Source organism: Bacillus cereus (assembly GCF_007678085.1).
Taxonomy (GTDB): Bacteria; Bacillota; Bacilli; order Bacillales; family Bacillaceae_G; genus Bacillus_A; species Bacillus_A cereus_BE.
Genome location: NZ_VEDW01000013.1, coordinates 1 through 18,167, shown reverse-complemented (window position 1 = coordinate 18,167; position 18,167 = coordinate 1). Strand labels below are relative to the sequence as shown.

Here is an 18,167-nt window from a genome sequence, read left to right as displayed (position 1 = left end):
CCGTGGTGTAGTGGTTAACATGCCTGCCTGTCACGCAGGAGATCGCCGGTTCGACCCCGGTCGGGACCGCCATTTTATATAAAGAAAAGAACGAAACAAGTTGTTTCGTATTTTTTTATTTGTTTTAACAAAAAACTAATAAAGACAGTCAAACTATCCTTAGGAAAACTCCTAAGGACTTTTTTATATATTCAAAACCTGTATAATAAAGAGCAGAGAACATTGTGAGTAAAGTAGGTGAAGTCTGTGAGTAAATATGAAATAACAACAAAATCTTCTGAGGAAACACAAAGATTATCAGAAAAACTAGGTGGACTTGTCGGGGCACAAGATGTAATTATTTTAGAAGGAGATCTAGGGGCTGGTAAGACAACTTTCACAAAAGGACTAGCAAAAGGTCTTGGAGTGAAAAGAGTTGTAAATAGTCCTACCTTTAATATTATTAAAGAATATAAAGGGAGATTACCGCTATATCACATGGACGTGTATCGCTTAGCAGAAAGTGAAGAGGACTTAGGTTTTGATGAGTATTTCTACGGTGAAGGAATTACAGTAGTAGAATGGGCTCATTTAATAGAAGCATTTTTACCAAATGAGAAGTTACAAATTAGTTTATTCCATGCTGGAGATGATACAAGGAAAATTGTACTCGAGCCAATTGGAGATCGATATATTAGATTATGTGAGGAGCTATTACAAGATGAAAGTACTAGCAATTGATACTTCAAATTACGTAATGGGTGTATCCCTTATTGAGGAAGGAAACGTAATTGGGGAAATTATTACAAACTTAACAAAAAACCATTCTGTACGTCTGATGCCAGCTGTAGAACAACTGTTAAAAGAATGCGGTGTAAAACCGAAAGAATTAACTAAAATTATTGTAGCTGCTGGTCCTGGATCATATACAGGTGTTCGTATAGGTGTGACAGCTGCAAAAACATTAGCTTGGTCACTTCAAATACCAATTGTAGGTGTATCAAGTTTAGAAGTAGTGGCTGCAAACGGTGCTAATTTTGATGGATTGATCTGTCCTTTATTTGATGGAAGACGTGGACAAATTTATACTGGGTTATATACATACGAAGGAGATAATGTAACTTCTATAGAAGAAGACCGAATCATCCTTATTGTAGACTGGTTGCAAATGTTAAAAGATAAAGGAAAGCCCGTTTTATTTATCGGTAACGATGTTAAGTTGCACAAAGAAACGATTATCGAACATTTAGGCGATCAAGCTGTATTTGCTCCTTTCACTAAAAATAACCCAAGACCAAGTGAGTTAGCGTTCCTAGGATTACAAAAAGAAGAACAAGATGTACATTCATTTGTTCCTAGTTACCTTCGTTTAGCTGAAGCTGAAACAAAGTGGTTAGAAAGTCAAAACAAGTAGGAGCTTGCAGAAGATGGATATGATATTTAGAAAGATGGAACTCGATGATATCGCTCAAATTGTAGCTATTGAAGAATCATCTTTTTCAACTCCTTGGACTGCAGATGCCTTTCACCGTGAGTTAACGATGAATGAACATGCACATTATGTGGTGCTAGAAAAAGATGGTCGTGTAATTGGGTATTGTGGATTGTGGATAATTATTGATGAATCACATATAACAAATATAGCTATTTTGCCAGAATACAGAGGTCAAAAGCTAGGGGATGCTTTATTGAAAGAAGTTATTTCCGAAGCAAAAACTCTAGGGATAAAAACGATGACACTTGAAGTACGTGTATCAAATGAAGTAGCAAAACAGTTATACAGAAAATACGGATTTCAAAATGGTGGAATTCGTAAACGATACTATGCAGACAATCAGGAAGATGGTCTCGTAATGTGGGTGAATATATAATGGAAAAAAATACGATTATACTTGGTATTGAAACAAGTTGTGATGAAACAGCAGTAGCGGTTGTTAAAAATGGAACGGAAATTATTGCGAATGTCGTTGCATCACAAATTGAAAGTCATAAACGTTTTGGCGGAGTTGTACCAGAGATTGCATCTCGTCATCATGTAGAAGAAATTACAGTTGTGTTAGAAGAAGCTTTAAAAGAAGCCAATATCACATTTGATGATATTGATGCAATTGCTGTAACAGAAGGACCTGGTTTAGTAGGAGCACTTCTAATAGGGGTAAACGCAGCGAAAGCAGTGGCATTTGCACATGATATCCCTCTAGTTGGTGTTCATCATATCGCTGGCCACATTTATGCGAACCGTTTAGTAAAAGAAGTTCAATTCCCACTACTATCACTTGTTGTGTCTGGTGGACATACAGAACTTGTTTATATGAAAGAACATGGTTCATTCGAAGTAATTGGTGAAACAAGAGATGATGCAGCTGGAGAGGCATATGATAAAGTAGCTCGTACGTTATCTATGCCATATCCAGGGGGACCTCATATTGATCGCCTTGCACATGAAGGAGAACCGACAATCGATTTGCCTCGTGCATGGCTAGAACCGGATTCGTATGATTTCAGTTTCAGTGGATTGAAATCAGCAGTTATCAACACTGTGCATAACGCAAAACAGCGCGGAATAGAAATTGCACCGGAAGATTTAGCAGCAAGTTTCCAAGAGAGTGTAATTGACGTATTAGTAACGAAAGCTTCTCGTGCAGCGGATGCTTATAACGTAAAGCAAGTGCTTCTTGCTGGTGGAGTGGCTGCAAATAAAGGACTTCGTGCGCGTTTAGAAGCAGAATTTGCACCAAAAGAAAACGTGGAGCTAATTATTCCTCCTTTATCTTTATGCACAGATAATGCAGCGATGATTGCAGCGGCTGGTACAATTGCATATGAACAAGGAAAACGTGCTACATTAGCTTTAAATGCAAATCCAGGATTAGATATTGAAGCATAGTTATACACAAAATTAACCACAGCTTGTGGATAAAACCCATATTATCTGTTGATAATGTGGGTTTTATTGTGTATATAAAATGTTAATAACTTTTTAATTAATTGTGGATAATGTGGAAAAGTTATTTTGAGGTTTATTTTATAAAGGTGGATATGTGTATAAACTTGTGGATAAATTAGATGAAGTCTGACCTTTGAATGTATTCTTTTTCGGGAAATAAAAAGCGAGAAGATATCTCTAAAAAACATTTTGAAATGTGCCCTTATTATAGGGGTGCGCTAACGTTGTCAAACTTTGTCGGTAAATCGGTATGTCGTGTCGAATTGTTTATACAACATGGCGTTCATCCATACTCGAAGATAAAAAAGGATGTCGCATCGTCAAAAATCCCGACTTATGAGACATCCTTCTTATTCATACTTCTTATAAATGCAACTCTTCCCATTCTGTCATACAAGCGTCAAGTTGCTCTTGTAGTGTTTGTTTTTTCGTTGTAATTTCACTAGCCTTTTCATAATCTGCATATATTTCTGGTAAGCAAAGTTGATCTTCTAACGTAGCAATTTCTTCTTCAAATTGTACAATATTTTGTTCTAGCTCCTCAATTTTTCGAGTACGTTGACGTTCTAATTGTTTACGCTCTTTTTCTTCGAGATAATTTAATTTTTCTTGAGCTACAGTTTTTTGAACAGGTGCTTGGTTTTCTTGCTGTTCTTGCTGTTCTTGTTGTTCAAATGCTGCGCGTTCAATCATTTCATTTTTCTTCTCCACATAGTAATCGTAATCACCTAAATATTCCTGTGCACCTTCTGTTGATAACTCAACAACAGTTGTCGTTACACGATTAATAAAGTAGCGGTCATGTGACACGAATAGAAGGGTACCTGGATAATCAATTAAAGCATTCTCCAAAATCTCTTTACTATTTAAATCAAGATGGTTCGTAGGCTCATCGAGAATTAATAAATTTGATTTTTGCATCATAAGTTTCGCCAGAGCTAATCGAGCTTTTTGTCCACCACTAAGAGAAGATACTGGCTTAAGTACATCATCTCCTGTGAATAAGAAGTTACCTAGTATCGTGCGAATTTCTTTTTCGGGCTGCAATGGATATTCGTCCCATAGCTCATTTAAAACACGCTTAGAAGATGTTAAGTTAGCTTGTTCCTGATCATAATAACCAACAGAGACGTTGGATCCGAAAGAAACATCACCATGTAATAGTGGTAACTTATTCACAATGGATTTTAACAATGTGGATTTCCCGATTCCGTTTGGACCAACTAAAGCAACGCTATCCCCGCGAGTTAAGCGCATCGTTACATGTTCAATAATTGGATCCTCATCATAGCCGATAGTTGCATCTTTTACTTGTAAAACGTCATTTCCACTTTGTTTTTCAATATCGAAGTGGAAGGATGCTGACTTTGAATCACCTAATGGTCTTGTTAATAATTCCATTCGGTCTAATTGTTTACGACGGCTTTGCGCACGTTTTGTTGTAGATGCACGAGCTATATTTTTTTGAACGAAGTCCTCAAGCTTAGCTATTTCATCTTGTTGTTTTTCATAACGTTTCATGTCTTGCTCGTATAATGCTGATTTTAAGTCTAAATATTTACTGTAGTTACCAACAAATCGTCTGCTTTCTTTATTCGAAATTTCATATACTTGTGTAACGAGTTTATCTAAGAAATAACGGTCATGAGAAACAATTAGTATTGCGCCAGGATAGCCTTGTAAATATTGTTCAAGCCATGTTAATGTTTCGATGTCTAAATGGTTTGTAGGCTCGTCCAAAATAAGTAAGTCTGGTTTCGTTAATAATAATTTACCGAGAGCTAAGCGTGTTTTTTGTCCGCCGCTTAATGTAGAAATCGTCGTCTGGTGCGTTTCAACTGGGAAGCCAAGACCGCTTAAAATCGAACGGATATCTGCTTCGTACTGATAGCCACCTTGATCTTTATAATCTAATTGCAATTGGTCATAATCAGTTAATAACCTTTCATATATAGCCTCGTTTGAAAAGTTTTCTTCTTTTCCCATCTCTTGCTCTAGCCTTCGAAGTTTTGTCTCCATTTGCTGCAAGTGTGTAAAGACGGTTAACATTTCATCCCAAATTGTTAAAGACGTTTCTAAACCGGTATTTTGAGCTAAGTATCCGATTGAGACATCTTTCGGTTTTATAATTTCGCCACCATCATGAGATAGCTCACCAGCTATTATTTTTAATAACGTAGATTTTCCGGCTCCATTTCGTCCGACTAATGCGATGCGATCTTTCGTTTGAACTTCCAATTTTATGTTTGCAAGAATCGTTTCTGCACCGTATAATTTCGAAAGCGCGTTTACTTGTAATAAAATCAATGTTTTCACCTCAAATAATTTCTTAACTTTGCCATGTTTATATTTCTCAATCATACTAAAAATAGTGTATAGTTTAAAATACAGAGAGAATACTTCTTCTTTCTATTATACAAGGAATTTAATAAGTGCTAAACTTCTGTATTTGATTAAAGCATATGAATAAAGATAGGAAGAGAGGAGAGGTTATATGGAGCAGCAGAAAATTCCACAAGCCACTGCTAAGAGATTGCCTCTATACTATCGATTTATCCAAAACTTATCTCTGTCTGGTAAGCAACGTGTTTCATCAGCCGAATTAAGTGAAGCGGTAAAGGTTGATTCCGCAACTATTCGAAGAGATTTCTCATACTTTGGGGCGTTAGGGAAAAAAGGATATGGATATAACGTAAATTATTTATTATCATTTTTCCGTGAAACACTCGACCAAGATGATATAACACGTGTAGCGCTTATTGGAGTAGGTAATTTAGGGACCGCTTTCTTACATTATAATTTCACGAAAAACAATAATACAAAAATTGAAATGGCGTTTGACGTTAGTGAAGAGAAAGTTGGAACAGAAATCGGGGGCATTCCTGTATATCATTTAGATGAATTAGAAGAACGTCTATCAACTGATATACAAGTGGCAATATTAACAGTACCAGCTACAGTAGCACAATCTGTAGCAGATAGATTAGCTGAAACTAGTGTGCATGGTATTTTAAATTTCACACCAGCACGCTTAAATGTGTCAGACGATATAAGAATTCATCATATTGATTTAGCAGTAGAGTTACAAACACTTGTTTACTTTTTAAAGAATTATCCACAATAAAACGCAGAGGAAGCGACCTCTGCGTTTTATTATTGTTTTTTCTTTGTGAATTTAACTAAGATAAGGCGAAGTGCCAAATTAAAATCAATTGTTGCCATAACTGCAAATAGTATTGTCCACATATTCCAGATTGTATCTGTTACGTTCGTAATGGCGAAGCGGGTAAAGATACATCCTAGTAGGAAGTACAATGCAGCCATGAACAATGGTGAGTTTCTCATAAAAATCCTCCGATAAAGCCTTGCATTTTTTCAGCTTCTTTAATCATTTCTTGAATTTGTTCATTGCTCATTAAAACTTGAGCAACTGCAACTAATGTATTCATTGCAACATGAGCTGCGATAGGGACGATAATACGCTTCGTTTTTACATATAAAAAGGCGAATACGAGTCCCATAGAAGTGTATACCAATAAGTGAGTGAAATCAAAATGAATTGCTGCGAATACGAGAGAACTAATAATAGCAGCAATAAAGAAGTTAAACTTCTTATAAAGTGTACCGAATAAAATTTTTCTAAATACGATTTCTTCCAAAATAGGTCCTATTATAGATATAACAATAAGGAACCAAGGTGTCGTTCTTGCGATATCCATAAGTCTTGCTGTATTTTCAGATCCAGGTTTAATTCCTAATAAACGCATTTCTATCATACCGGCAATACTTTGCGAGAAAAATGCTAAGAAGAACCCGATAAAAATCCAACCAATCGTAGCTGGAACAGTAGAACGCTTTGTATCTAAATGTCTGTCACGAATATCTGTTCTAAGTAACCAAAGTACGATACATAATGCAATAAAGAAGCTAATGATTGCCCAGTGACCAGTTATGAGTTGAAATTTCTCTTCCCTAGTAAATCCCCTGTTATCATAAAGTCCAGTTTTCAGGAGAAGTGGTAATCCAGCAATTGATGATAACTGCATTAAAATGTATGTAACGATAACCCACCAATATTGTTTTTTCAAATGGTTTAACCATCCTTTCTAACTCTAGTGTATGAGATAAGGTAGGATAACATGTAAATATGCTACCTACGATATAAACCTTACTTAAATTATGTTTTTTTTGTAAATCCTTATTTGAAATTATAATAGAAGACAGGAGAAAGTTGTGTGTGTAGCGAAAACAACTTAGGGTGTCCTTTCATATTGTAACATACGAGTAGTGGAAACAACGATTCATATGGTAAAGGTAGAAGAAGAGAGACTCTATATAGAAAAGTGTATAACTGAATTTGCGAAAAAATTATGATTTTTTTACTTGCAAAAGAAATTGAGATTATTTATTATTATAAGTGTGTTAGCACTCGGGTGACCTGAGTGCTAATAAATAAAATTTACATAACAAAATGAGGAGGTTATTGTTCATGCTAAAGCCATTAGGTGATCGCGTTGTAATTGAGCTTGTTCAAGCGGAAGAAAAAACAGCAAGTGGTATTGTATTACCAGACACAGCAAAAGAAAAACCACAAGAGGGTAAAGTTGTTGCAGTAGGTACTGGTCGAGTGCTTGAAAATGGTGAGCGTGTTGCTTTAGAGGTAGCAGCAGGTGATCTTATCATCTTCTCAAAATATGCAGGTACTGAAGTGAAATATGAAGGTACAGACTACTTGATTTTACGTGAAAGTGACATTCTAGCAGTTATCGGTTAATTATATAAATCTTAAAAAATCCAAGGGGGTCAATTATTATGGCAAAAGATATTAAATTTAGTGAAGAAGCACGTCGTTCGATGCTTCGCGGTGTCGACACTCTTGCAAATGCAGTAAAAGTAACGCTTGGACCAAAAGGTCGTAACGTTGTTCTTGAGAAAAAATTTGGTTCACCACTTATTACAAATGATGGTGTAACAATCGCAAAAGAAATCGAATTAGAAGATGCATTCGAAAACATGGGTGCAAAATTAGTAGCAGAAGTTGCTAGCAAAACAAACGATGTAGCTGGTGACGGAACAACAACTGCAACTGTATTAGCACAAGCTATGATTCGTGAAGGTCTTAAAAACGTAACAGCTGGTGCGAACCCAATGGGCCTTCGTAAAGGTATCGAAAAAGCTGTAGTTGCTGCAGTAGAAGAATTAAAAACGATTTCTAAACCAATCGAAGGTAAATCTTCTATCGCACAAGTAGCTGCTATTTCTGCTGCTGACGAAGAAGTAGGTCAATTAATCGCTGAAGCAATGGAGCGCGTTGGTAACGACGGTGTTATTACTTTAGAAGAATCTAAAGGTTTCACAACAGAATTAGACGTAGTAGAAGGTATGCAATTTGATCGTGGATATGCATCTCCTTACATGATTACTGATTCTGACAAAATGGAAGCAGTTCTTGATAATCCATACATCTTAATCACTGACAAAAAGATTTCTAACATTCAAGAAATCTTACCAGTATTAGAGCAAGTGGTACAACAAGGTAAACCACTTCTTATCATTGCTGAAGATGTAGAAGGCGAAGCGTTAGCTACATTAGTAGTGAACAAACTTCGTGGTACATTCAATGTAGTAGCTGTTAAAGCTCCTGGATTTGGTGACCGTCGTAAAGCAATGCTAGAAGATATTGCAATCTTAACTGGTGGCGAAGTAATCACTGAAGAATTAGGCCGTGACTTAAAATCTGCTACAATTGAATCTTTAGGACGCGCTGGTAAAGTTGTTGTAACGAAAGAAAACACAACTGTAGTTGAAGGTATCGGAAATACACAACAAATCGAAGCTCGCATCGGTCAAATCCGTGCGCAATTAGAAGAAACTACTTCTGAATTCGATCGTGAAAAATTACAAGAGCGTCTTGCAAAACTTGCAGGTGGCGTAGCAGTAATTAAAGTAGGTGCAGCAACTGAAACTGAGTTAAAAGAGCGCAAACTTCGCATTGAAGATGCACTTAACTCAACTCGTGCAGCAGTAGAAGAAGGTATCGTTGCAGGTGGTGGTACTTCACTTATGAACGTATACACAAAAGTAGCTTCTATCGTAGCTGAAGGCGACGAAGCAACAGGTATCAACATCGTACTTCGTGCACTAGAAGAGCCAGTTCGTCAAATCGCAATCAACGCTGGTCTAGAAGGATCTGTAGTTGTAGAGCGTCTAAAAGGCGAAAAAGTAGGCGTTGGTTTCAACGCAGCTACTGGCGAATGGGTTAACATGCTTGAAACTGGTATCGTAGATCCAGCTAAAGTAACTCGCTCTGCACTTCAAAACGCAGCATCTGTTGCAGCTATGTTCTTAACAACTGAAGCTGTAGTAGCTGACAAACCAGAACCAAATGCACCAGCAATGCCTGACATGGGCGGCATGGGCATGGGCGGTATGGGTGGAATGATGTAATAAGCATCACTCTGTGAAGCTGTGCAATGTATAAATAGTTAATTAGTAGAAGGCTACTTCCTTGATGAGAGGAGGTAGTCTTTTTTGTGTTATTAAAGTTTGCATACCAAGAATTTCTGGAAGACTGTAAGTTTCGAAATACAACGGAGGTAAATATTCAAAATTATAAGGTTCTCTTAGGTGGTTTTATTGATTAATGTCACGATAATGACATTTTGAATGTTGAAGAAGTTAAAAGTCTTTTATGTGAAAAGCTATTTACGTTATTCCAAGATAAAAGTAATACAGCTAAAATAATAAATACGAAGTTACAGTGTATTTGGGCATTTACGTGGAGTAAATCATCCTGAAAAAGTGAGAGGGATACTTGATTTTGTAAAGAGAAAGTTAATAAGAGAAGCTATATTTTGATAGGATTCTCGTGTTTATTTAGACAGCGGCGTTTCAACTTCTTAAAAAAAGGGGGGGATAATTTTTTGTTAGTAAATTCCGAATATTTAGTACGGTGAAATAGCTTCACGTGATATAATTTTTGTGTAAAATATTGTATGGAGAAGGGGTAGCATGACGCAAATAAAGGTTACGCCAGAACGGCTAGAACAGTCAGCGAAGCTTGTTCTTGAAACTAAAAATAGGTTAGAACAAATACATAAAGATTTATATAACCAAACGGAATACGTAGCTGCAATGTGGAATGGTGCAACGAGTCAAAGATTTTATCAGATGTTTAATGAAACAAAACCTCAAATGTTTAATGTGTTTAGGGAATTTGATAAGATTGCAGAAGAACTAATGCATGCTGCTGAAAAGTTTCGTAATGCTGATGAACTGTATGATGGTAATTTAGTTGATGGAAGTTTATCTAATGAAAAGATAGAAGCAGGAGCAATGGGCGACAAACCCTCTGAAAAATCTATGCTGAGAAAAATTTGGGATGGTATATACGTTGGCTCTGGGCAAGTTATTGGGGAGATTGTAGAAGGATTTGATTCATTAGACGATACAGTAACAAAGGAAAATATTAAGTATGCTATAGGTCACCCTATAGAGACAGTTTCTACCGCTTGGAATACTGTTTCGGATTCATTTATGAATGATTTTTGGCATGGTGATGCGGAAAGTCGTACGAAATGGGGAACAAGTATTTTTATGGGACTTGGCTTGGGCTGGCTTGGTGATAAAGGAATAAGTAGAGTAGGGAAAGTAACTACATTAGGGACAAAAACAGAACAGAGTATTTCTCATTTTTCAAATAAATTACAAATGAGAGACCCCTTTGCTTATGCTGGTGATTTTAGAGATGTTCCAAAAACTTCTTTTAATTCTTTAGAAGAAGCACGAAATACATTTATGTTTGCTGACCCTGGTAATTTAAATACACCTAGATTCCAAGAATACATTAGCCAAGTAGAAGAAATTACAAATAGGAAAATCCCTGAAAACCAAAAGGAATTACTACAGGAATCTTTAAAAAATAATGGTTATGAACGACTAAGTAAAGAAGGAGTAGCAGCGAGAAGAGAAGAATTTAATAGACTGCGAGAAGATTTAATTAAAGAATGGGAACTTAAGACAGAGCAAAAATGGCCTACTTATGAAGAAGAAATCCTTTCAAGAAGGGGTAGAGTACTAAGAAGAGTTGATAGACCGTATGATGCACATCATTTGGTAGAAAATGCATATGGCGGGGAACATGAATGGTGGAATATACATCCAGCTAGATATCCTGATGAACATCAAGGTGGAATCCATGCAAAAGATACAATTTCAAGGGAAATCTTTAAATGATAAATAATGGAGGTAAATAAGCAATGTTTGATTTTTTGAAAAAGCATATTGTAGCAGACGAAGGCATTAAATCTAATCAAACCCCTATTCTTTACCCTTTACCAAAAGAAGAGATAGCAGAAGCAGAGGATTTGTTAAAAATGCAGTTCCCTAAAGAACTAAAACGTTTCTATGAAGAAATTGGCTATGGATTTTTAAACACCAACAGAAATTTAATCAATAGATTTATGGACCCAATTTCAGTTGCGGATTTTCGTTTAAGACAGGATATTTATGAACATAATCCAAACTTAGATGATACAGACGATGAAGAATCATTGGTGTTTTTCGAAATTACGGAAATTAGTTTTTTAACAATTAAATTTAAAGAAGAAAATGAATTAGGACAGTGTCCCATTTACTCTGAGAACATAAAAATAGCGGATTCTTTAGAAGAGTTTTTAATTAAAATGGACGAAAACCCTGATTATTATATTTAATCTTATTAATAATTGCTTTAAGACTTAGGACTTGAAAAATAGCTAATCGTGAATAACAAAAAGCTTATGTATAACTTGCATAGGCTTTTATATTGTCTATTAACTCTTTTGTTTGAGTTGTATTTATGTCAGCGTAAGAGCTAGAACAGGTTGATGAAATTTTTATACGGATAGGTAAAAAAATAGGAAGAAACTGATGATACGACTTTAGCTGTAGTAGCTGACAAAACAGAACCGATTGAACCAGTAATGCCTGGCATGGGTGGTATGATGTAATTCCTTTTCTAAAAAACATCCATTTCTATATAGAAATGGATGTTTTTTAGAAAAGGAAATGAATTTCTGTAGAATTTTGTCGCTTTCTCTCTTGACCATATCGATACTTCATTGTTAGAATCTAGGAAGATAATATAAAACGATCCTTCATATATCCTCAAAGATAAGGTTTGAGAGTCTCTACCGGGTTACCGTAAACAACCTGACTATGAAGGCAGTGTGTCTTATATTTATAAAGAGCGGAAGACTATCTTTCTTTATAAAGCCAGACCCCTGCCTTTTCTTTGTTATGAGACTAGAGGCGGAGGACTGGCTTTTTTTATTATATTGGTAATGCTTTTCGCCAAATTGGTGAAAATATTTATATACGAGAACTAACGTTGGGGTGATTATTTTGAAGAAGCAGCATGATACAATTATCGTTTTAGATTTTGGGAGTCAGTACAATCAGTTAATAGCACGTCGAATTCGTGAGTTCGGTGTATACAGTGAACTTCATCCACATACAATTACTGCGGAAGAAATTAAAGCAATGAATCCAAAAGGGATTATCTTCTCTGGTGGACCAAATAGTGTATACGGTGAAGGCGCATTACATTGTGATGAAAAAATCTTTGAACTAGGATTACCGATCTTCGGTATTTGTTACGGTATGCAGCTTATGACACAACACTTTGGTGGTAAAGTAGAACGTGCAAACCACCGTGAGTACGGAAAAGCTGTTCTTAAAGTAGAGAACGAATCAAAATTATATGCGAACCTTCCAGAAGAGCAAGTTGTATGGATGAGTCATGGCGACTTAGTAACTGGTTTACCTGAAGGATTCGTAGTAGATGCAACAAGTGAGTCTTGTCCAATTGCTGGTATGAGCAATGAAGAGCAAAACTTATACGGTGTACAATTCCACCCAGAAGTACGTCACTCTGAGCACGGTAACGATTTAATTAAAAACTTCGTATTCGGCGCATGTGGTTGTTCTGAAGGATGGAACATGGAGAACTTTATCGAAGTAGAATTAGAGAAAATCCGTGAAACTGTTGGAGACAAAAAAGTACTATGCGCACTTAGCGGCGGTGTAGACTCTTCTGTTGTAGCAGTGTTAATTCATAAAGCAATCGGCGACCAATTAACATGTATTTTCGTTGACCACGGTTTACTTCGTAAAGGTGAAGCGGAAGGTGTTATGAAAACATTCAGCGAAGGCTTCCATATGAACGTTATTAAAGTGGATGCAAAAGAGCGCTTCATGAACAAGTTAAAAGGTGTAGAAGATCCAGAGCAAAAACGTAAAATCATCGGTAACGAATTCATTTACGTATTTGATGATGAAGCTTCTAAATTACAAGGTATGGACTTCCTGGCACAAGGTACACTTTACACAGATATCGTTGAGAGTGGTACAGCAACTGCACAAACAATTAAATCTCACCATAACGTTGGTGGACTTCCAGAAGACATGCAGTTCAAATTAATTGAGCCTTTAAACACTTTATTTAAAGATGAAGTACGTGTATTAGGATCAGAACTAGGAATTCCTGATGAAATCGTATGGCGTCAACCATTCCCAGGACCGGGTCTTGGTATTCGTGTATTAGGTGAAATCACAGAAGAGAAATTAGAAATCGTTCGTGAATCTGATGCGATTTTACGCGAAGAAATTATTAAAGCAGGCTTAGATCGCGAAATTTGGCAATACTTCACTGCGCTTCCTGGTATGCGTAGCGTAGGTGTTATGGGTGACGAGCGTACTTACGATTACACAGTAGGTATCCGCGCAGTAACATCTATCGACGGTATGACAGCTGACTGGGCACGTATCCCTTGGGATGTATTAGAGAAAATCTCTGTACGTATCGTAAACGAAGTAAAGCACGTTAACCGTATCGTGTATGATGTAACGAGTAAGCCACCAGCAACGATTGAGTGGGAATAGTATTATACAAAAGATCCATCTATTGCACATGCATAGATGGATCTTTTGTAGTTTTACCCTTAATACGAACAAAAATATAAAAGTTTGTTAAAATGTTCGTTTTTAATTGACAAAATCACCTATGCGAGTTAATATGAGTATGTAATTCAAACGAAAAGTGAATATTATGCCGTCGTATAATATCGGGGATATGGCCCGAAAGTTTCTACCTAGCTACCGTAAATGGCTTGACTACGAGGCGTTTTGATAAAGGTGAGGGGAAACTTGTCTTTATTCATAGAACGCTTCCATGTATATGCAATGGAAGCCTTTTTTATTTTTAATAGATAAAAGAGGGCTAGGGAGATTACGGCGAGTAATCATATAACGGGGGAAACGTAAGATGAAACGCTATTTTCAGTTTGATGAACTCGGCACAAATTATAAAACAGAGTTCATAGCGGGTTTAACGACATTTTTATCTATGGCTTATGTACTATTTGTCAATCCTGCTACGCTGTCACTTGGAAATGTTAAAGGGTTACCAGCAGGTACAGGAATGGATCCAGGTGCAGTATTCGTTGCTACAGCATTAGCGGCAGCGATTGGTTCGTTAATTATGGGTATTTTCGCGAAGTATCCGATTGCTTTGGCGCCAGGTATGGGGATTAACGCGTTCTTTGCTTATACGGCAGTATTAACGATGGGTATTCCGTGGCAAACAGCAATTGCTGGAACGTTAATGTCAGGTATTATCTTTATTATTCTTACAGCTTCAGGTATTCGTGAAAAAATCATTAATGCAATTCCATCAGAGTTAAAGTTTGCAGTAGCGGCAGGTATCGGATTGTTCATTGCCTTCCTTGGATTCCAAAATGCCGGAATTATCGTGAAAAATGATGCTGTTCTTGTTGGGTTGGGGGATTTAACAAAGGGCACAACGTTACTAGCAATCTTCGGGGTTGTTACGACAATCATCTTCATGATTAAGAAAGTTAATGGTGCCGTGTTCTACGGTATGATTCTTACAGCAATCTTAGGAGTAGCGACAGGATTAATTGATACTCCGAAAGCTGTAGTGGGAGCAATACCGAGTCTAGAACCAACGTTCGGTGTGGCATTAACGCACTTTGGAGACATTTTTACTGTTCAAATGGTGATTGTTATTATAACGTTCTTCTTTATCGATTTCTTTGATACAGCAGGTACACTTGTAGCAGTTGCGAATCAAGCTGGATTAATGAAGAACAATAAATTACCACGTGCAGGAAAAGCGTTATTCGCAGATGCGATTGCAACTGTAATCGGTGCGATCTTAGGTACATCAACAACAACGTCTTACATTGAATCTTCTGCAGGGGTAGCAGCGGGTGGACGTTCTGGATTTACAGCAGTTGTAACGGCAGGATTCTTCTTACTGGCACTATTCTTCTCGCCATTATTAAGCGTTGTAACACCAGCTGTAACGGCACCAGCTTTAATTATTGTAGGAATCTTGATGGTTTCATCTTTAGGCGAAATTGATTGGAAGAAATTCGAGATTGCAGTACCAGCATTCTTTACAATCATTTCAATGCCACTTACGTATAGTATTGCGACAGGGATTGCAATCGGGTTTATCTTCTATCCAATTACAATGGTAGTAAGTGGTCGCCGTAAAGAGATTCATCCAATTATGTATGTTATGGGAGTTTTATTCGTACTATATTTCATCTACGTTCGTAAATAAAAGGGGTTTTTGAAAGGTCTAGACTTAAGGGGAGTCTAGACCTTTTTTGCGTCTTCAGAAAATCTTAAGGATTTCCGAGCGTTTTTCTTCAGAAGTTTTCCTATAATAGAAGTTAGGGATTAAAAAAGTGATGGGGGAGATATTGTGGCAACCGAAACAATACTTGTCGTAGATGATGAAAAAGAAATTAGGAATCTTATTACAATCTATTTAAAGAATGAAGGATATAAAGTGTTGCAAGCAGGGGATGGAGAAGAAGGATTACGTTTACTAGAAGAAAATGAAGTACATTTAGTCGTATTAGATATTATGATGCCGAAAGTAGATGGTATTCATATGTGTATGAAAGTAAGAGAATCGAAAGAAATGCCAATTATTATGCTTTCTGCGAAAACGCAAGATATGGATAAAATTTTAGGATTAACAACAGGTGCAGATGATTATGTAACGAAACCATTTAACCCGTTAGAGTTAATCGCAAGAATTAAATCTCAGTTACGTCGTTATATGAAAATGAATGGTTTCGCTATTCAAAATGAGGACGAGTTAGAAATTGGAGAGATGAAAATAAACATCTCAACCCACAAAGTTATTGTGGATGGAGAAGAAGTGAAACTGACGCCAAGGGAATTTTCGATTTTAGAATTACTAGCTCGTAATCCTGGTATGGTCTTTAGCGCGGAACAAATTTATGAAAAGGTTTGGAACGAAAGGTCTTTCCAGTCGGATAACACGGTAATGGTTCATATTAGGAAAGTGCGTGAAAAGATTGAAGAGAATCCAAGGAAGCCAATATATATAAAAACAGTATGGGGAGTGGGGTATAAGATTGAAAAAGATATTTAATCCATTTACTTATGTTAGGAAATTTCGAGAGTTAATCGGAAAGCTAGTGAAGAGTGTGAAACGGAGTGTGCGGATTCAACTTATTACTGCGTTCACTGCTTGTGCGTTATTAGGGCTTTTGTCAGCAAAGGCAGCAGCGCCGTTTTTTGAGAATGCGAATCGAGAGGCGACGATCGATTATCGGACTGGTATGGAACAAATTAACCAACAAGCGCAAAGTGTGGCAAATAGTTCAGTTCATGAAAATAAATTAGAAGCTATATCAAGTATGATTGAAATAGAGAATCAAAATTTAGAACGAGACTCTAGAGCTTTAAAAGTATTGGTTACTGACGAGAGCGGTAAAGTTTTATATAAAACGAAGCAGGCACAAGAAGAACAAATTGATTTGCATAATACAATTCGTAATGCATCATCGTTTGCGATTAATTATATGAATGGTAGAAAAGAATTTGAAAGTACGAGAAAAGAATTTATAGCCTTTGCGCCTATTACAATAGAGGATAAGAATTTATACATGTTTGTTAGTGGGATTCCGGAAGGTGAAGTAATATATGATACACAAGAAGGACCATTCCCATTTTTAATTGGTGTACTCGTATTCATTTTCTCTTTCTTCTATATAACAAAGAGAAAGATGAAGCAAATTGAAGCGATGGCAGAAGGTGTAAAGGAAATAGAAAAAGGCAATTTAGCGTACCGCATTGAGAAAAAAGGTGAAGACGAGATTGCGTCTTTAACTGAGAATATTAATAATATGGCAGAAGAGCTTATGAATAATATAGAAAAGGAACGTAAATTAGAGAAGCAAAAGAACGAGCTTATTACGAATGTATCTCACGATTTACGTACACCACTTACTTCTATTATGGGTTACTTACGATTACTTCGAGATTCTAAATATGAGAATAAAGAACAACATGATGAGTATACGAGAATTGCTTTTGCGAAGTCGGAGCAGTTAAAGAATTTAATAGAAGATTTATTTGAGTATACGAAGTTAACAAATGAGCAAGTTATATTGGAAAAACAAGAAGTTTGTATAAATGAGTTACTCGAGCAATTAATAGAAGAGTTAGTACCCCAGGCGGAAGAGCATGGACTTACGTTTGTTAAGAAGTTTCCTGAGGAACGTGCCTATGCAGCGGTTGATTCGGAAAAGATGGTCCGTGTATTTGATAATTTATTAATGAATGCAATTAAGTATAGTAAAGATGATGGAGAGATAAAAGTTTCTCTTCAAAGGCAGCGCCGGGATATACAAATTGTAATTGCGAACCATAGTGAAGAGTTTACGAGAGAAGAGTTAGGGAGTTTGTTTGAACGCTTCTATAAGAAAGATCAGTCTAGAAGTAGAGTAACAGAAGGGTCGGGACTTGGATTAGCGATTGCGAAAAGTATTGTTGAATTGCAAGGTGGTAGTATTCGAGCAGAATATGAGGATGGTATTATTCAATTCATCGTCTCGTTACCAATTATAGAAAAATAATAAACGAATAGAATGGTATAGGATAAAAAGGCTTATTTTAAAAGAAATAAGCCTTTTTATATTTTTTTAGAAAAACATGTTGACGATTGTAGGTTAGAGGTGTAATATAGAACAAGTCGCCGATGCAATAACGCAAAGCGCGGCAAACGAAATGAAAAACTTAGTTGACATTGAAAGATGAAGATGTTAACATAAGGGAGTCGCAAATGAGCGACCAAGTAGTTCTTTGAAAACTGAACGAAACAAACAACGTGAAACGTCAATTTTTATTTTTA

General features: G+C 36.5%; 16 protein-coding genes and 2 riboswitches. Of the genes, 13 read left to right on the top strand and 3 right to left on the bottom strand.

All coding sequences use genetic code 11. From position 1 onward, the window contains the following. Positions 1-246: 246 nt before the first annotated feature. Genes tsaE through tsaD form a run of 4 tightly spaced genes read left to right on the top strand, consistent with a single transcriptional unit; the run spans position 247 to position 2,866 of the window. Positions 247-720: a tRNA (adenosine(37)-N6)-threonylcarbamoyltransferase complex ATPase subunit type 1 TsaE gene (tsaE, locus tag FS742_RS26830; protein WP_061679603.1), complete on the top strand. Its 474-nt coding sequence runs from the start codon at positions 247-249 to the stop codon at positions 718-720. Further along, a complete protein-coding gene (gene tsaB / locus FS742_RS26825; protein ID WP_144616408.1) occupies positions 701-1,393 on the top strand; it encodes a tRNA (adenosine(37)-N6)-threonylcarbamoyltransferase complex dimerization subunit type 1 TsaB in 693 nt (230 codons plus the stop codon). The genes tsaE and tsaB overlap by 20 nt, the downstream gene beginning before the upstream one ends. 13 nt (positions 1,394-1,406) lie before the next feature. Further along, positions 1,407-1,850 (top strand): ribosomal protein S18-alanine N-acetyltransferase, encoded by a 444-nt coding sequence (gene rimI / locus FS742_RS26820; RefSeq protein ID WP_144616406.1) that lies wholly within the window; start codon positions 1,407-1,409, stop codon positions 1,848-1,850. After that, a complete protein-coding gene (gene tsaD, locus FS742_RS26815; RefSeq protein ID WP_144616404.1) occupies positions 1,850-2,866 on the top strand; it encodes a tRNA (adenosine(37)-N6)-threonylcarbamoyltransferase complex transferase subunit TsaD in 1,017 nt (338 codons plus the stop codon). The genes rimI and tsaD overlap by 1 nt, the downstream gene beginning before the upstream one ends. Positions 2,867-3,289: 423 nt before the next feature. Here tsaD and FS742_RS26810 read toward each other — a convergent pair whose 3' ends face one another. Beyond that, a complete protein-coding gene (locus FS742_RS26810) occupies positions 3,290-5,233 on the bottom strand; it encodes an ABC-F family ATP-binding cassette domain-containing protein (RefSeq protein ID WP_222124851.1) in 1,944 nt (647 codons plus the stop codon). A gap of 187 nt (positions 5,234-5,420) precedes the next feature. Between FS742_RS26810 and FS742_RS26805 the strand changes: the two genes are divergently transcribed. After that, entirely contained in the window at positions 5,421-6,050 is a 630-nt protein-coding gene (locus tag FS742_RS26805; protein ID WP_144616400.1) for a redox-sensing transcriptional repressor Rex, read from the top strand. 29 nt (positions 6,051-6,079) lie between these two features. Here the strand turns inward: FS742_RS26805 and FS742_RS26800 are convergent, their stop codons facing one another. After that, positions 6,080-6,271 carry a YdiK family protein gene (locus FS742_RS26800; RefSeq protein WP_001246201.1) on the bottom strand — a complete coding sequence of 64 codons (192 nt, stop codon included), beginning with the start codon at positions 6,269-6,271 and terminating at the stop codon, positions 6,080-6,082. Beyond that, positions 6,268-7,014 (bottom strand): CPBP family intramembrane glutamic endopeptidase, encoded by a 747-nt coding sequence (locus FS742_RS26795; protein WP_144616399.1) that lies wholly within the window; start codon positions 7,012-7,014, stop codon positions 6,268-6,270. The genes FS742_RS26800 and FS742_RS26795 overlap by 4 nt, the downstream gene beginning before the upstream one ends. 401 nt (positions 7,015-7,415) lie before the next feature. Here FS742_RS26795 and groES point away from each other — a divergent pair, with 401 nt between their 5' ends. The 8 genes from groES (at position 7,416) to FS742_RS26755 (ending at position 17,892) form a co-directional block, all read left to right on the top strand. Beyond that, on the top strand, positions 7,416-7,700 hold the full coding sequence (gene groES, locus FS742_RS26790) for a co-chaperone GroES (RefSeq protein ID WP_000917311.1): 285 nt from the start codon (positions 7,416-7,418) through the stop codon (positions 7,698-7,700). A 38-nt stretch (positions 7,701-7,738) separates the two neighbouring features. Then, the gene (gene groL / locus FS742_RS26785) at positions 7,739-9,373 is read left to right on the top strand and encodes a chaperonin GroEL (RefSeq protein WP_144616397.1); all 1,635 of its coding nucleotides are present in this window, start codon (positions 7,739-7,741) and stop codon (positions 9,371-9,373) included. A gap of 564 nt (positions 9,374-9,937) precedes the next feature. Then, positions 9,938-11,161 (top strand): WXG100 family type VII secretion target, encoded by a 1,224-nt coding sequence (locus FS742_RS26780; protein WP_144616395.1) that lies wholly within the window; start codon positions 9,938-9,940, stop codon positions 11,159-11,161. Positions 11,162-11,184: 23 nt separating this feature from the next. Next, a complete protein-coding gene (locus tag FS742_RS26775; protein WP_144616394.1) occupies positions 11,185-11,640 on the top strand; it encodes an SMI1/KNR4 family protein in 456 nt (151 codons plus the stop codon). A 403-nt stretch (positions 11,641-12,043) separates the two neighbouring features. Then, a riboswitch (purine riboswitch) is annotated at positions 12,044-12,145 on the top strand. 165 nt (positions 12,146-12,310) lie between these two features. Further along, positions 12,311-13,849, top strand: a complete 1,539-nt coding sequence (guaA, locus tag FS742_RS26770) for a glutamine-hydrolyzing GMP synthase (RefSeq protein ID WP_141523870.1) — start codon at positions 12,311-12,313, stop codon at positions 13,847-13,849. A gap of 152 nt (positions 13,850-14,001) precedes the next feature. Beyond that, a riboswitch (purine riboswitch) is annotated at positions 14,002-14,103 on the top strand. Between the two features lie 128 nt (positions 14,104-14,231). Further along, complete coding sequence (locus tag FS742_RS26765; protein ID WP_000833097.1) at positions 14,232-15,557, top strand: NCS2 family permease; 1,326 nt, start codon at positions 14,232-14,234, stop codon at positions 15,555-15,557. 144 nt (positions 15,558-15,701) lie between these two features. Continuing rightward, positions 15,702-16,403, top strand: a complete 702-nt coding sequence (locus FS742_RS26760) for a response regulator transcription factor (RefSeq protein ID WP_097820315.1) — start codon at positions 15,702-15,704, stop codon at positions 16,401-16,403. Continuing rightward, complete coding sequence (locus FS742_RS26755; protein ID WP_144616392.1) at positions 16,387-17,892, top strand: sensor histidine kinase; 1,506 nt, start codon at positions 16,387-16,389, stop codon at positions 17,890-17,892. The genes FS742_RS26760 and FS742_RS26755 overlap by 17 nt, the downstream gene beginning before the upstream one ends. Positions 17,893-18,167 lie beyond the last annotated feature (275 nt).